12 protein-coding genes are annotated in these 14,550 nt (G+C 71.8%); 7 read left to right on the plus strand and 5 right to left on the minus strand.

What is annotated here, in order from left to right:
* Positions 1-193 precede the first annotated feature (193 nt).
* Complete coding sequence (locus tag ACIQGQ_RS25415; protein ID WP_402399218.1) at positions 194-1,492, plus strand: DUF6986 family protein; 1,299 nt, start codon at positions 194-196, stop codon at positions 1,490-1,492.
* A gap of 35 nt (positions 1,493-1,527) precedes the next feature.
* On the opposite strand, the gene ACIQGQ_RS25420 is transcribed toward ACIQGQ_RS25415, so the two are convergent.
* Entirely contained in the window at positions 1,528-2,556 is a 1,029-nt protein-coding gene (locus ACIQGQ_RS25420) for a LacI family DNA-binding transcriptional regulator (RefSeq protein ID WP_402399220.1), read from the minus strand.
* 182 nt (positions 2,557-2,738) lie between these two features.
* On the opposite strand from ACIQGQ_RS25420, the gene ACIQGQ_RS25425 reads away from it, so the two are divergent.
* On the plus strand, positions 2,739-3,695 hold the full coding sequence (locus ACIQGQ_RS25425; protein WP_402399223.1) for an ROK family protein: 957 nt from the start codon (positions 2,739-2,741) through the stop codon (positions 3,693-3,695).
* 126 nt (positions 3,696-3,821) lie between these two features.
* On the opposite strand, the gene ACIQGQ_RS25430 is transcribed toward ACIQGQ_RS25425, so the two are convergent.
* Positions 3,822-5,867 carry an NPCBM/NEW2 domain-containing protein gene (locus ACIQGQ_RS25430; protein ID WP_402399225.1) on the minus strand — a complete coding sequence of 682 codons (2,046 nt, stop codon included), beginning with the start codon at positions 5,865-5,867 and terminating at the stop codon, positions 3,822-3,824.
* Between the two features lie 265 nt (positions 5,868-6,132).
* On the opposite strand from ACIQGQ_RS25430, the gene ACIQGQ_RS25435 reads away from it, so the two are divergent.
* The 4 genes from ACIQGQ_RS25435 (at position 6,133) to ACIQGQ_RS25450 (ending at position 10,444) form a co-directional block, all read left to right on the plus strand.
* Positions 6,133-7,422 carry an ABC transporter substrate-binding protein gene (locus ACIQGQ_RS25435; RefSeq protein WP_402399699.1) on the plus strand — a complete coding sequence of 430 codons (1,290 nt, stop codon included), beginning with the start codon at positions 6,133-6,135 and terminating at the stop codon, positions 7,420-7,422.
* An 85-nt stretch (positions 7,423-7,507) separates the two neighbouring features.
* The gene (locus ACIQGQ_RS25440) at positions 7,508-8,383 is read left to right on the plus strand and encodes a carbohydrate ABC transporter permease (RefSeq protein ID WP_402399703.1); all 876 of its coding nucleotides are present in this window, start codon (positions 7,508-7,510) and stop codon (positions 8,381-8,383) included.
* A complete protein-coding gene (locus ACIQGQ_RS25445; RefSeq protein WP_402399228.1) occupies positions 8,380-9,294 on the plus strand; it encodes a carbohydrate ABC transporter permease in 915 nt (304 codons plus the stop codon). The genes ACIQGQ_RS25440 and ACIQGQ_RS25445 overlap by 4 nt, the downstream gene beginning before the upstream one ends.
* A gap of 112 nt (positions 9,295-9,406) precedes the next feature.
* Positions 9,407-10,444 carry an NUDIX domain-containing protein gene (locus tag ACIQGQ_RS25450; protein ID WP_402399230.1) on the plus strand — a complete coding sequence of 346 codons (1,038 nt, stop codon included), beginning with the start codon at positions 9,407-9,409 and terminating at the stop codon, positions 10,442-10,444.
* Here ACIQGQ_RS25450 and ACIQGQ_RS25455 read toward each other — a convergent pair.
* On the minus strand, positions 10,403-11,113 hold the full coding sequence (locus tag ACIQGQ_RS25455) for an MBL fold metallo-hydrolase (RefSeq protein ID WP_402399232.1): 711 nt from the start codon (positions 11,111-11,113) through the stop codon (positions 10,403-10,405). The genes ACIQGQ_RS25450 and ACIQGQ_RS25455 overlap by 42 nt on opposite strands.
* Positions 11,114-11,216: 103 nt before the next feature.
* Positions 11,217-12,581, minus strand: a complete 1,365-nt coding sequence (locus tag ACIQGQ_RS25460) for a dipeptidase (protein ID WP_402399234.1) — start codon at positions 12,579-12,581, stop codon at positions 11,217-11,219.
* 183 nt (positions 12,582-12,764) lie between these two features.
* Here ACIQGQ_RS25460 and ACIQGQ_RS25465 point away from each other — a divergent pair, with 183 nt between their 5' ends.
* Positions 12,765-13,979, plus strand: coding sequence for a geranylgeranyl reductase family protein (locus ACIQGQ_RS25465; protein WP_402399237.1), 1,215 nt, complete (start codon positions 12,765-12,767; stop codon positions 13,977-13,979).
* Positions 13,980-14,002: 23 nt separating this feature from the next.
* On the opposite strand, the gene ACIQGQ_RS25470 is transcribed toward ACIQGQ_RS25465, so the two are convergent.
* On the minus strand, positions 14,003-14,455 hold the full coding sequence (locus ACIQGQ_RS25470; protein ID WP_402399240.1) for a nitroreductase family deazaflavin-dependent oxidoreductase: 453 nt from the start codon (positions 14,453-14,455) through the stop codon (positions 14,003-14,005).
* Between the last annotated feature and the right edge of the window lie 95 nt (positions 14,456-14,550).

Raw genomic sequence — 14,550 nt, forward strand, 5'->3', positions numbered from 1 at the left:
ACCGAGGAGATCAACACCCGCAAGGGCTGACGACCCCCGGGACGGGGAACGGGTGCGGGGCCGCGCGGTACACACCGCACGGCCCCGCACCCGTTCCTGCCACCATTGACGCAGGTCCGGGGGCCTTATAACTTCACTATACGGATTGTTGATTCCGGGAAGCGGAAACAGCGTGACTGTGAAGGGTGTGGAAATGGGTCAGCAGGAGAAGGTGGCAACGAGCCTCGCCGGTGCGGTCAGCGAGGAGATCAGTGCCTCCCTCACCGCGGTCGACGCCGAGCTCGCGCGCCGCTACCCGGGCGACCCGGGCACCCGCCAGCCGGTCCACACCGTCTACGTCCCCGGCGACGCGTTCGCCGCCGGCACCATCCGGTCCTGGGGCGACCAGGCCCTGGCCGCCCTCGACGAGCACGCCCCCGACGCCGCCTCCTTCGCCGCCGTCCTCGGCATCCCGGAGGAGCTGGCCGGACCCGTCCACGACCGGGTCCGGGCCAAGCTGGAGCGCGAGCCGGTCGAGGACCTGCGCATCGACTTCGAGGACGGCTACGGCCCCCGCCCCGACGCCGAGGAGGACGCGACGGCGGCCCGCGCCGCCCGGCTGGTCGCCGAGGCGTACGCGAACGGCACGGCGGCCCCGTACATGGGCATCCGGATGAAGTGCATGGAGGCCGCCGTGCGCGACAGGGGCATCCGTACCACGGACGTCTTCCTCACCGGCCTGATGGAGGCCGGCGGTCTGCCCGACGGGCTGGTCCTCACGCTGCCCAAGGTGACCTACCCGGAGCAGGTCACCGCCTTCGTCCGGCTGCTCGAAGCCTTCGAGGGGGCGCACGGGCTGCCCGACGGGCGAATCGGCTTCGAGATCCAGATCGAGACCAGCCAGTCCATCCTCGCCGCCGACGGCACGGCCGCCGTCGCCCGCATGATCGACGCGGCCCGGGGGCGGGCCACCGGCCTGCACTACGGCACCTTCGACTACAGCGCCTGCGTCGGTGTCAGCGCCGCCTACCAGGCCAGCGACCACCCGGCCGCCGACCACGCCAAGGCCGTCATGCAGGTCGCCGCGGCGGGCACCGGCGTACGGGTCTCCGACGGCTCCACCAACGTCCTGCCGGTCGGCCCCACCGAGCGGGTGCACGAGGCATGGCGGCTCCACTACGGCCTCACCCGCCGCGCCCTGGCCCGCGCCTACTACCAGGGCTGGGACATGCACCCGGCCCACCTGCCGACCCGGTACGCGGCCGTGTACACCTTCTACCGCGAGGGCCTGGAGCAGGCCGCCGCGCGGCTCGCCGCGTACGTGGCGAAGGCCGGCGGCGACGTGATGGACGAGCCGGCCACCGCCAAGGCGCTCAGCGGCTACCTCCTGCGCGGCATCGACTGCGGCGCCCTGGACACCGCCGAGGTCGCCCGGCTGACCGGGTTGACGCGCGAGGACCTCGACGGCTTCGCCTCGCCCCGCCGGGCCGACCTCACCGTCACCGCGCCGTAGCGCGTCCTCCGCGAGGGCCGCTCAGGCCGCGTGGCTCAGGCGGGCGGAAGCTCGCCCGAGCCACGCGGCACGAGCCGGGTCGGCAGCTCCACCCGGGCCGGGGCGTGCCCGGCCCCGTCGAGCCGGCGGAAGAGATGCTCGGCCGCGGTGCGCCCGGCGGCCGCGGCGTCCTGGGACACGACGGTGATGCCGAGCAGGTCGGCCAGCTCGATGTCGTCGAAGCCGACCAGGGCGACACGGCGCTCCAGCTCGGCGAGGACCCGCACCACCGTCACCGTCACCCGGTTGTTGCCCGCGAAGATCGCGGTGACCGGCTCGGGGCCGGAGAGCATCCGCTCGGCGGCGGCCCGTACCCGCGCCGGGTCGGTCGGGCCGAGCGACACCCAGGCGTCCCCGGCCTCCGTACCCGCGTCCGCCAGTGCGGCGCGGTAGCCGCGCAGCCGCTCGGTGGCGGTGTGGATGTGCGGCTGGTCGCCGATGAAGCCGATCCGGCGGTGGCCGTGCGCGATCAGGTGCGCGACGCCCTCGCGGGCACCGCCGAAGCTGTCGCACAGGACCGTGTCGGCGTCGATGAGGCCCGCCGGGCGGTCCACGAAGACGGTGGCGACGCCCGCCCTGATCTCCGGTTCCAGATAGCGGTGGTCGTCACCTGCCGGGATCACGATGAGCCCGTCCACCCGGCGGGCGCACAGCGCGAGCACCAGCTCCTGCTCGCGCTCCGGGTCCTCGGCGCTCGACCCGTTGATGAGCAGGGCGCCGTGGGCCCGCGCGACCTCCTCCACCGCGCGGCTCAGCGGTCCGTAGAACGGGTCGGCGAGATCCTCCAGGACCAGGCCGATCGAGGCGGTGCGGCCCTTGCGGAGCACCCGCGCGCTGTCGTTGCGGCGGAACCCGAGCGCCTCGATGGCCTCCTGGACCCGGCGCTCGGTGTCGGGCGTGACGCCCGGCTCGCTGTTGACCACACGGGAGACCGTCTTGAGGCCCACCCCGGCGCGGGCGGCCACGTCCTTCATGGTCGGCCGGTTGCCGTAGCGGGGCTCGGAGTGACGGGCGGTCTCGGCCACGGTGCGCTTGTCCTGTCCTCTGGTGCGGACCGGCCTGCTCCCGCACGGGCGGTGCCATGGAGCGGGCCGGGTCGTGTGCGGTCGAGCATAGGCCCTGGACAACGTTGTCAGCGGCAGGGAGACTGAGCCGGGCCGATTCCCGAAGCCGCAGGTCCCCGCCCCCTACCCACGGAGCCGCACCCATGCCATCCGATCTCGTCGCCGCGCTGGACATCGGCGGCACCAAGATCGCCGGAGCGCTGGTGGGCGGCGACGGCACCCTGGTGGTCCGGGCGCAGCGTCCGACGCCGGCCCGGGAGGACGCCGGGACGGTGATGGGCGCGGTCGCGGAGGTGCTGGCCGAGCTGACCGGATCGCCCGGGTGGGGGCGGGTGACGGCGGTCGGCATCGGCAGCGCGGGCCCGGTCGACGCCTCGGCCGGTACGGTCAGCCCGGTCAACATCCCCGGCTGGCGCGGCTTCCCGCTGGTGGAGCGGGTGGCCGGGGTGGTCGGCGGGATGCCGGTCCAGCTGGTCGGCGACGGGGTCGCGATGACGGCCGCCGAGCACTGGCTGGGTGCCGCCCGGGGGTACGGCAACGCGCTGTGCATGGTCGTGTCGACCGGCGTCGGCGGCGGACTCGTACTCGACGGCAGGCTGCACCCCGGCCCCACGGGCAACGCCGGACACATCGGCCATGTGAGTGTGGACCTGGACGGCGATCCCTGCCCGTGCGGTTCGCGCGGTTGCGTCGAGCGCATCGCCAGCGGCCCGAACATCGCCCGCCGGGCGCTGGCGGACGGCTGGCGGCCCGGACCGGACGGCGACACCTCGGCGGCCGCCGTGGCCGCCGCCGCGCGGGCGGGCGACGGGGCGGCGCTGGCCTCCTTCGAGCGTGCCGCCCAGGCGCTGGCCGCCGGGATCGCCGCCACCGCCGTCCTCGTCGAGATCGACATCGCGGTGGTCGGCGGGGGAGTGGCCGGTGCGGGCGACGTTCTCTTCGTACCGCTGCGCCGGGCGCTGAGCCGGTACGCCACGCTGTCCTTCGTCCGCCGGATCGAGGTGGCCCCGGCGGTGATGGGGGCCGACGCGGGCCTGGTGGGCGCGGCGGCGGCGGCCCTGCGGGCGGGGCCGGACGGCGGTCCGGCCGCCCGCGACTGACCGGGCCGCCGTGGTGCGGTGCGCGGGACTCGCCCGGGCGGGCCCGCGGAGGTCCGGTTCCGGGGGTACGGGGATGCGCCGGGCGGATTCGGGGGCGTGGTACGCGGCAGCCCGCCCGGCGATCCGTCAGCAGGTGATCCGCAGATCCGCCCAGTCCGCGTGGTCGGAGTCGGTGCCGTCCCCGCCGTCGGTGACCACCAGGCGGACCACCCGCGCGCCGCCCACGTCCGCGGTGATCGGCTGCGCGGGCATCGCGTTGGTCAGCACGCCGGTGGACGCGGCCGTCCTGCCGTCGGCCCGGATCTCGAAGGCGACCGATCCCTTGGCGCCCTTCTCGTCGTCCACACCGACCCGCGCCGTCACGGTGGAGCAGGCGCCGCCCGCGTAGAACTCGACGGAACTGTAGGCGTGCACACCGAGCCCCTTGGCGAAGACCGTGCCGCCGATCGTCATCGGGTTGCCGTCGCCCGCCGCGCTCTCCCCGTTGCTGGTGTCGCGCTCGACGGGGCCCCAGCCGTTGCTCGCGGAGAGCCGCGGCAGATCACTCAGAAAGCTGTCGCCCGCCGGGGGCGCGACCACCACATGGGCGCCGAGCGGGACCGTGGACCGCGCGCGGGCCCCGTTCGGCGCGCGGTAGCGGACGTCGAGGGTCAGACCGTACGCGCCGGCGGGGGTGGACGCGGGGGCCGTCACCCGCCAGCGCGTGGTGAGGGAGCGGCCGGTGGGCAGGGCGGGCGCGCCGGTCGGCGACACCGCTTCCACCCGCCAGCCCGAGGGGCCGTCCAGCCGGGCCGACACCGCCCTGGCCGGGGTGCGGCCCAGGTCGGTGACGGTGGTGGTCAGGGTGGTGGTGCGGCCGGCCTCCAGCAGTGGTGCGGAGTCGATCCCGAGCCCGACCGCGGGCGGGTACGCGGCCCAGCCGTCGTCGGCGGCCACCCGCAGCAGCACGGTGCCGTGTGCCGGGACGGTCGCCGCCAGGGTGCCCGCCGTGTTGTACGTCCGGTGCTCCCACAGGTCGCGCACCGTGTAGCCGTCGGCCTCCGGCAGTCCCGCCCCGGCTGCGGTCGTCGCGATGTGCTGGGCGCTGTCGGTCTCGTTGAAGAGGGCGACCGCGCGGCTGCCGTCCGCCATCTCCTTGGCGACCACCCAGCGTCCGTCGGTGGAGGACAGTACGGTGCCCTGCTTGCCGAGCGGGTCCTGGTCGACCGCGACGACCTCGCGGTTGGAGAGGATCTCGTAGGTCTCCGCGCTCGCCCTGCGCAGGTCGGAGCCGATGAGCAGCGGTGCCGCCATCACGGACCACATGGAGAAGTGCGTGCGGTACTCCGTGTCCGTCATGCCGCCGTTGCCGACCTCCAGCATGTCCGGGTCGTTCCAGCGGCCGGGCCCGGCCGCCGCGGCCAGTGGCAGGTTCTGCTTCATGATCGACAGCATGCTGCCCCAGCTGTCGTTGATGTCGCCGGTGGTGCGCCAGAGGTTGCCGACCTCACCGGCCCATTCCCAGGGCTTGTTCTGGCCCCATTCGCAGATGCTGTAGACGATCGGGCGGCCGGTCGCCTCCAGCGCGTCCCGCATCGTCGTATAGCGCTGCCTGGCGTCGACGCCCTGGTTGTTGCAGTTGTCGTACTTGAGGTAGTCGATGCCCCAGTCGGCGAACTGCCGGGCGTCGCTGTACTCGTGGCCCAGCGCGCCCGGGAGGCCGACGCTGTCGCAGGTCCTGGTGCCGGCACTGGTGTAGATGCCTATCTTGAGACCCTTGGAATGGACGTAGTCCGCGACGGCTTTGATGCCGTTCGGAAAGCGCTTCGGGTCGGCCTCCAGCTTTCCCTCCGCATTGCGCTGCGGTGCGGCCCAGCAGTCGTCGAGATTGATGTACTGGTATCCCGCGTCCTTGAGGCCCTTCTCGACGAAGATGTCGGCGATCCCCTTGACCATCGACTCGTCGAACTCGGCCCGGCAATGCGTGGAGTTCCAGTTGTTGAATCCCATGGGCGGGGTGAGCGCAAGGCCGTTTTCGGACTGCGGGGCGACAGTGCGGCGCGGCGCGGGGGAGTCCGCGGCACCGGCGGGTACGGCCGTTCCGGCCGCGCACAGCAGCCCGGCCGCCAGCACTCCGGCGGCCCGGCGGCCCGCCCGAGCGGTTCGGGTTGTACGGGTTGGAAGATGACGCATCGTTACGTTCCTCCACACTCGCATGATCGGATGGCGACATGTGCACGCCAATGAGTGCGATTACGTTAGAGCGTGTTGGAGTCTGTTGGAAGGGGAGTGGCGCCGGTTAACTGGCATCTCGTCAAAACCCTTGACGGAGCGAATAGTTGGGAGTGAGATCCAAGCGCACGTTCGGTTGTGTTGGGTTGCATCTCCGAGGGAGTGGGGCATGACGCAGTCTGATGACGGCAGGTACACCGTGCCGGGAAGTGTGGCGGGACATCGGATGTCCCGGCGGAGCCTGCTGCGTGGTGCGGCCGTCGGTGCCGGAGCCGTGGCGCTGCCCGCGCTGCTGACCGCCTGCGGGAGCGGCCCCGGCGGCGACGGAAAGACGATCACCCTCGGGTCGAATTCCTCCGACCCGGTGCCGAAGAAGGCATTCGCCGACGCCTTCGCCGCGTACGAGGAGCAGTCGGACGGCCGGAAGGTGAAGGTCAACACCGTCGACCACAACACCTTCCAGGAGAACATCAACCGATATCTGCAGGGCAAGCCGGACGACGTCTTCATGTGGTTCGCCGGAAACCGGATGCAGTTCTTCGCCGAGAAGGGTCTGCTGCACGACATCAGCGATCTCTGGCAGGAATACGAGGGTTTCTCCGACGCGCTGAAGGCCCAGTCCACCGGGGCTGACGGAAAGCAGTACCTCACGCCGTACTACTACTATCCGTGGGCCGTTTTCCACCGGAAGAGCCTCTTCGCCGACCGCGGCTACCAGGCGCCGAAGACGCTCGACGCGTACGTGGCGCTCGCCCGGCAGATGCGGAAGGACAAGCTGGACCCGATCGCCTTCTGCGACAAGGACGGCTGGCCCGCCATGGGCACCTTCGACTACATCGACATGCGGACCAACGGCTACGAGTTCCACAAGAGCCTGATGGCCGGCGAGGTGGCCTGGACCGACAAGCGGGTCAGGGAGGTCTTCGACACCTGGCGGCGGCTCCTCCCGTACTGCCAGCCCGGTGCCAACGGCCGTACCTGGCAGGAGGCGGCCACCAGCCTCCAGAAGAAGGAGGCCGGCATGGGCGTCTTCGGACTGCCGCACCCCGGCGCCCAGTTCCCCAAGGACGAACAGGACGACCTCGACTTCTTCCCCTTCCCCGTCATCGCCCCGGAACACGGGCAGGACGCCGTCGAAGCGCCCATCGACGGGTTCCTGCTGGCCGCGAAGTCGAAGAACCTCAAGAACCGGAAGACCCTGGAGAGCGCCAAGGACCTGCTCCGGTGGCTGGCCACCGGAAAGGCCGAGGACATCTACCTGAAGAGCGACCCGAACAACATCGCGGTCAACGACCGGGCGGACATCTCCGCGTACTCGCCGATCCAGAAGAAGGCGGTGGAACTGGTCTCCGGGGCGAAGCAGATCTCCCAGTTCCTCGACCGGGACACCCGGCCGGACTTCGCCTCCACGGTCATGATCCCGGCGATCCAGCAGTTCATCAGCGACCCGAACGACGTGGACGGACTGGTCAACAGCATCGAACGGCAGAAGAAGTCCATCTTCGCCGCCGGCTGACCCCGGCCCATCCCGACGTCATCCGACCGAACCTGGAGCCCCGACCGTGTCGTTGAACCCGGCCCGGCGCGCCGGACGGCGGTCCATGCGGCGGTTCACCGGCCGCGACCTCGCCGTACTCGGTGTGCTGCTCGGCATGCCCGTCCTGCTCGACATCGTTATCGTCTGGGGGCCGACCCTCGCCTCCGTGGCCCTCTCCTTCACCGACTGGGACGGTGTCGGGGACATCAAGTGGGCCGGTGCCCGGAACTACGAGAACCTCTTCACCAACTACCCGCCGTTCTGGCCCGCGGCCCGGCACAATCTGCTCTGGCTCGCCTTCCTCGGGCTGGTCGCCGCCCCGTTCGGCCTGCTGCTGGCCGTACTCATCGACCGGGGCGTGCGCTTCAGCCGCTTCTACCAGTCGACGCTGTACATGCCCGTCGTGCTCTCGCTCGCCGTGGTCGGCTTCATCGCCCAACTGGTCTTCTCCCGCGACCAGGGCGCCCTCAACGCCGTCCTCGGGGACACGGCCTCACCCACCGACTGGCTCGGCGACCCGGACCTCAACATCTGGGTGGTGCTCCTCGCCGCCGCCTGGCGGCACACCGGCTACGTGATGATCCTCTACCTCGCCGGGCTGAAGGCCGTCGACCCTTCGCTCAAGGAGGCCGCCGCGATCGACGGCGCGGGCGAGGCCCAGACCTTCTTCCGCGTCGTCCTGCCCACCCTGCGCCCGGTCAACGTCATCGTCGGCGTCATCACCGTCATCGAGTCCCTGCGCGCCTTCGACATCGTGTACGCCGTCAACCACGGCCGCAACGGACTCGAACTGCTCTCGGTGCTGGTCACCGACAACATCATCGGCGAGGCCGGCCGGATCGGCTTCGGCTCCGCCATCGCCGTGGTCCTGCTGCTGGTCTCCCTGGGCTTCGTCGTGACGTACCTCGTCCAGGAGTACCGAGGGGAGAAGAACCGTTGAGCGCCCCAGCCGCCCCCGTCCGGCCCGGCCCGCCGCCGGTCCGGCCCGCCCGCCGCCGCTTCCGCCCCGGCCGCGTCGGCGTCCACCTCTTCCTGACCGCGGTCTCCGTCGCCTTCCTCGCCCCGCTCCTGCTCGCGGTGTACGCCTCGCTGCGGCCGTACGACGAGACCTCGGAGCACGGCTACTTCTCGCTGCCGCGCCACCTCTCCCTGGACTACTACCGGCAGGCGTTCACCGACTCCGGAATGACGAAGTACTTCGTCAACACCCTGCTCATCGCCGTCCCCGGAGTGCTCGTCACGCTCTTCCTCGCCTCGTTCGCGGCCTTCGCGCTGGCCCGGCTGCACATGCGCGGCAGCCTCGTCCTGCTCATGCTCTTCACCGCCGGGAACCTGCTGCCCCAACAGGTGATCGTGACCCCGCTGTACGTGCTGTTCAACCGCGTCCCGCTGCCGTACTGGATGTCCGACTCGATGACGATGTACGACTCCTACTGGGCCGTCGTCGTCGTGCAGATCGGCTTCCAACTCGGCTTCTGCGTCTTCGTCCTGGCCAACTTCATGCGCACCCTGCCGCAGGAGATCCTGGAGGCGGCGGTCGTCGACGGAGCGGGCGTGTGGACCCGGTACTGGCGGATCACCCTGCCGCTGTGCCGCCCGGCCCTGGCCGCGCTCGGCACGCTCCAGTTCACCTGGATGTACAACGACTTCCTGTGGGCGCTGGTCTTCATCTCCGACGGGGACAAGCTCCCCATCACCTCGGCGCTGAACAACCTCAGGGGGCAGTTCTTCACCGACTACAATCTGCTCGCCGCCGGATCGGTGATCGTCGCCCTGCCCACCCTGGTGGTCTTCCTGCTGCTCCAGCGCCACTTCATCGCGGGCCTCACCCTCGGCTCGACCAAGGGCTGAGGGCCCCGGCCGCCGCCGTCGGTCCGGCCCGGGAGACAACCGCCGCCCCGGCCGGGTTTTCGCGGCGGGGTGTTGCGGGCAAGCCTCAGGGGGCTACGGAAGAGGGGGAACCGTGATCGTCTGGGTGAACGGCGCGTTCGGCGCGGGCAAGTCGAGCGTCGCGCGTGAACTGATCGATCTGATCCCGAACAGCACTTTGTACGACCCCGAGCTCGTCGGCGCGGGGCTGCGGCAGCTGCTGCCCCAGAAGAGACTCGCCGAGGTGACCGACTTCCAGGAGCTGCCGATCTGGCGCCGCCTGGTCGTGGACACCGCCGCGGCGCTGCTCGCCGAGGTGCCCGGGGTCCTGGTGGTGCCGATGACCCTGCTGAGACAGGAGTACCGCGACGAGATCTTCGGTGGGCTGGCCTCCCGGCGCATTCCCGTGCACCATGTCCTGCTCGCACCCGAGGAAACGATCCTGCGTGCACGGATCGCCGAACGGGTGGAGGACCCCGACGACCCGGAGCACAGCGAGCGGGTACGGCAGTGGGCCTACCAGCACATCGAGCCCTACCGGGCGGCCCTCGGCTGGCTCACCCGGGACGCGCACCTCGTCGACTCCGGGGCGCTGACCCCGTACGCGACGGCCCAGCGGATCGCCGAGGCGGTCGGCGACGGCACCGCCACCCCGTGCGAGATCGTCCAGACCCCCGAGCCGACCGCGGAGACCGTGGCCGCCGGGGTGCTGCTCTTCGACGAGCACGACCGCGTGCTGCTCGTCGACCCGACGTACAAGCCCGGCTGGGAGTTCCCCGGCGGGGTGGTGGAGTCCGGGGAGGCGCCGGCCCAGGCCGGCATCCGCGAGGTGTTCGAGGAGATCGGCATCCACCTGGACCGGGTGCCCAAGCTCCTGGTCGTCGACTGGGAGGCGCCCGACCCACCCGGATTCGGCGGGCTGCGGCTGCTCTTCGACGGCGGGCTGCTCACCGGGGCGGACGCCCGGCGGCTGCTCCTCCCCGGCTCCGAGCTGCGCGGCTGGCGGTTCGTCACCGAGGAGGAGGCCGCCGACCTGCTGCCGCCGACCCGGTTCGAGCGGCTGCGCTGGGCGCTGCGGGCCCGGGAGCGCTCAGCCGTGCTCAACCTGGAGGCCGGGGTCCCCGTCGGCTGAGGCGCGCAGCACCGCCGCCGCGCCCCGGGCCACCGGATCGCCGTGGCCGAAGCAGACCGTGTCCGGTTCCAGCGCGGCCAGCCGCCGGAAGGAGGCCAGGGCCAGGGCCGGGTCGATGTTGAAGACGCCGAGGATCACCCGGCCGACCCCGGCCACGCAGTCCCCGGTGAACAGCACGTCGTGCTCCGGCAGATGGATCCCGATCGAGCCGGGGGTGTGGCCCGGGGCGTGCACCACCCGGGCCCCGCCGCCGAACCCGATGACGTCGCCGTCGGCCAGCTCGCGGTCGACCCGGGTCGGCGGGGCGGCGGGAACGGTCCGCGTCCGCTCCCACAACGGGCGTTCCCAGTCCAGGATCACGGGGGGCGCCATCGGCTCCTCGCCCCGGATCACCGCCGCGTCCGCGCCGTGCGCGAGGATCTCGGCACCGTGCCGGTCGGCGAGTTCCCGCGCGGCGCCGTAGTGGTCCTCGTGCCCGTGGGTGACGACGATCCGGGAGATGCGGCCCGGGTCCAGGCCCAGTTCGCGTATCCCGCCCTCGATCGCGGGCGCGGCGTCGGCGTCGCCCGCGTCGATCAGCGTCAGATCGGAGCCGTCACGCCACAGATAGGCCTGACCGATGGGGAAACGGAACATGTGCAGCCGGGGAAGCACTTCGACGAGGTCCATGCCGCGAACGTACGTGTCCGGCCCGCCCCGGGACCCCGTTCTACGCTCTCGGCGAGCTTCGCCGAACGCGTAGCGGGACCCGGAACGGGCCGGACGGGCGCGGTCAGCCCTGCTTGGACTCCGCGTAGTTCCGCAGGAACAGGGCCTCGGCGAGCGAGAGCCGCTCCAGCTCCTGGGGCGACACGCTCTCGTTCACCGCGTGGATCTGCGCCTCCGGCTCGCTCAGCCCGATGAGCAGGATCTCCGCCTCGGGGTACAGGGCGGCGAGGGTGTTGCAGAGCGGGATCGAGCCGCCCATCCCGGACGTCTGCATCTTCTCGCCGGGGTACGCGAACTCCATCGCCCGCGCCATCGAGGTGTACGCGGGGCTGGACGTGTCCGCCCGGAAGGGCTGGCCCTGGCCGACCTGCTCCACCGAGATCCTGGCCCCCCACGGGGTGTGCGCCCGGAGGTGGGCGGTCAGCAGCTCCGTCGCCTCGGCGGCGTCCTGGCCCGGCGGGACCCGCAGGCTGACCTGGGCCCGCGCGCTCGCCTGCACCGAGGGCGTGGCCCCGAGCACCGGCGGGCAGTCGATGCCGATGACGGTGACGGCGGGCCGGGCCCAGACGCGGTCGGCGACCGTGCCGGTGCCGATCAGCCCGACCCCGTCGAGCACCTTCGCGTCCTTGCGGAAGTCGGCCTCCGGGTACTGGAGTCCGTCCCACTCGCTGTCCTGGGCGAGTCCGTCGACGGTCGTCGTGCCGTCCTCGGCGCGCAGCGACGCCAGCAGCTGGATCATCGCGGCCAGGGCGTCCGGGGCGGCGCCGCCGAACTGCCCGGAGTGCAGGTTGCCCTCCAGGGTGTCGAGGGTGACCCGCAGCATCGTCATGCCGCGCAGCGTCGCGGTGACCGTCGGCAGTCCGACCCGGAAGTTGCCGGTGTCGCCGATGACGATGGTGTCGGCGGCCAGCAGTTCGGGGTGCGCCTCCGCGTACCGCTCCAGACCGCCGGTGCCCTGCTCCTCGGAGCCCTCGGCGATCACCTTGACGGAGACCGGCACGCCGCCGTTGGCCTTGAGGGCGCGCAGCGCGAGCAGGTGCATGATGAAGCCGCCCTTGCAGTCGGCCGCGCCGCGCCCGTACCAGCGGCCGTCGCGCTCGGTCAGCTCGAACGGCGGGGAGAGCCAGGCGGACTCGTCGAGCGGCGGCTGCACGTCGTAGTGCGCGTACAGCAGCACGGTGGGGGCGCCGGCCGGGCCGGGCAGGAAGCCGTAGACCGAGCGGGTGCCGTCGGGGGTGTCGAGCAGGGCGACGTCCTGGAAGTCCTCGGCGCGCAGCGCGTCGGCGACCCAGTCGGCCGCCGCCTCGCACTCGCTCTTCGGGAACTGCGCGGGGTCCGCCACCGACTGGAAGGCCACCAGCTCGGCCAGCTCCGACTTGGCGCGGGGCATCAGCGAGGAGATGGTCTCGGCGATCGGACGGGCGGTCATGGGCACGCTCCTCGTGGGTGCGACGTTATCTGGATGAATCCGGCCGCATGCGCACCGAGTGTGCGGCGTCGCACGCGGGACGAACGTACGGTCGATCCTCCCACAGCGGGGGCCGGGGGAGACGCGCCGTAGGATGCCGTGAGCAGCATGGGCCACTGGTGGGATCGGGAGCAGAAGCACATCGTGAGCAGCGAGAACGCAGACGCCGTACAGGAGCACGAAGAGTCGTCCGTGTGGGACGTCGTCGTAGTCGGCGGCGGACCGGCCGGGGCCTCGGCGGCATACGCGGCGGCAGTCGCCGGACGGCGGGTGCTGCTTCTGGAGAAGGCGGAGCTTCCCCGGTACAAGACATGTGGCGGCGGCATCATCGGGTTTTCACGCGATTCGCTGCCGCCCGGCTTCGAACTGCCGCTGCGGGACCGGATCCACGCGGTCACCTTCTCGCTCAACGGCCGTCTGGCGCGGACCCGCCGCTCGAAGCGGATGCTCTTCGGGCTCATCAACCGCCCGGAGTTCGACGCGGGCCTGGTCGAGGAGGCGCAGAAGGCGGGCGCCGAATTGCGCACCGGCGCGACGGTGACGCGGGTGGAGCAGCACGGTGCGGCGGTGCCCGACCGGCGCACGGTCGCCGTGGTGCTGTCCGGCGGTGAGACGGTGCTGGCCCGCGCGGTCGTCGGCGCCGACGGCAGCGCGGGGCGGATAGGAGCCCATGTCGGCGTCAAGCTCGACCAGGTGGACCTCGGCCTGGAGGCGGAGATCCCGGTGCCGGCCACGGTCGCGGAGGACTGGGCCGGCCGGGTGCTGATCGACTGGGGCCCGCTGCCCGGCAGTTACGGCTGGGTGTTCCCCAAGGGCGACGTCCTGACCGTCGGCGTGATCTCGGCACGCGGCGAGGGCGCGGCCACCAAGCGGTACCTGGAGGACTTCATCGCCCGGCTCGGCCTCGCGGGCTTCGAGCCGAAGATCTCCTCCGGCCATCTGACCCGCTGCCGCAGCGACGACTCGCCGCTCTCCCGGGGCCGGGTCCTGGTCTGCGGCGACGCGGCGGGGCTGCTGGAGCCGTGGACCCGCGAGGGGATCTCCTTCGCCCTGCGGTCGGGACGGCTGGCCGGTGAATGGGCGGTCCGGATCGCGGAGTCCCACGACGCGGTGGACGCCCGTCGCCAGGCACTCAACTACGCGTTCGCCATCAAGGCCGGCCTCGGTGTCGAGATGGGCGTCGGGCGGCGGATGCTGAAGCTGTTCGAGCGCCGTCCCGGAGTGCTGCACGCCGTGCTGACGGGTTTCCGCCCGGCCTGGAACGCGTTCGCCGGGATCACCCGGGGCACGACCTCGCTCGGTGAGCTGGTCCGTACGCATCCGCTGGCGCAGCGCGCCCTGTCCGCGATGGACCGTTAGCCCCGGCCCGTTCGGGCGTACGGTCACCGTTCCACGGCGATCCGGAAGACGGGGTGGTCCGGGCAGGCCGCCAGCAGTTCGGCGTCCGAGGACTGCGCCGTGATGCCCTTGAAGTAGTCCTTGACCTCCCAGCCCCACCGCTCCAGGTAGGCGCGGACGACGAGTGCCTTGTGCTCGTCGTCCGCGATCTCCACGGCCGTGAACGCGTGGACCTTCCGGCCCACCCGCAGTTCGCCGCCGCCGGCCGCGCGCATGTTGCGCACCCACTGGGAGTGGCCCCGCGCGGAGACCAGGTACCGCGCGCCCCCGTACGTGTGCGGGTTCACCGGTACGCGCTGCATCTGCCCGCTTTTGCGGCCGGGCACCGACAGCTCGGCGGAGCCGAAGAGGCTGAGACCTCGGCGGGCGAGCCAGCCGATCAGGCCGTTCATCCGGACGTTCATCGCGCTGCCACGGAGGTAGTACGGCTGGGACATGGGGACTCCTCGACTTTTTGAGAGCGGTGCTCTCGCTTGAGATCAGTGTGCACGAGAGGGGTACTGCAAAGCAAGAGCACTGCTCTCGTTCTTGG

It is taken from the genome of Streptomyces sp. NPDC092952, assembly GCF_044754785.1.
GTDB lineage: Bacteria > Actinomycetota > Actinomycetes > Streptomycetales > Streptomycetaceae > Streptomyces.

Excerpts from the sequence above, each read along its gene's own strand:
- ACIQGQ_RS25415 (WP_402399218.1), top strand. The coding sequence starts at position 194 with ATGGGTCAGCAGGAGAAGGTGGCAACGAGCCTCGCCGGTGCGGTCAGC.
- ACIQGQ_RS25425 (WP_402399223.1), top strand. The coding sequence starts at position 2,739 with ATGCCATCCGATCTCGTCGCCGCGCTGGACATCGGCGGCACCAAGATC.
- ACIQGQ_RS25430 (WP_402399225.1), bottom strand. The coding sequence starts at position 5,867 with ATGCGTCATCTTCCAACCCGTACAACCCGAACCGCTCGGGCGGGCCGC.
- ACIQGQ_RS25435 (WP_402399699.1), top strand. The coding sequence starts at position 6,133 with ATGTCCCGGCGGAGCCTGCTGCGTGGTGCGGCCGTCGGTGCCGGAGCC.
- ACIQGQ_RS25440 (WP_402399703.1), top strand. The coding sequence starts at position 7,508 with ATGCGGCGGTTCACCGGCCGCGACCTCGCCGTACTCGGTGTGCTGCTC.
- ACIQGQ_RS25455 (WP_402399232.1), bottom strand. The coding sequence starts at position 11,113 with ATGGACCTCGTCGAAGTGCTTCCCCGGCTGCACATGTTCCGTTTCCCC.
- ACIQGQ_RS25460 (WP_402399234.1), bottom strand. The coding sequence starts at position 12,581 with ATGACCGCCCGTCCGATCGCCGAGACCATCTCCTCGCTGATGCCCCGC.
- ACIQGQ_RS25470 (WP_402399240.1), bottom strand. The coding sequence starts at position 14,455 with ATGTCCCAGCCGTACTACCTCCGTGGCAGCGCGATGAACGTCCGGATG.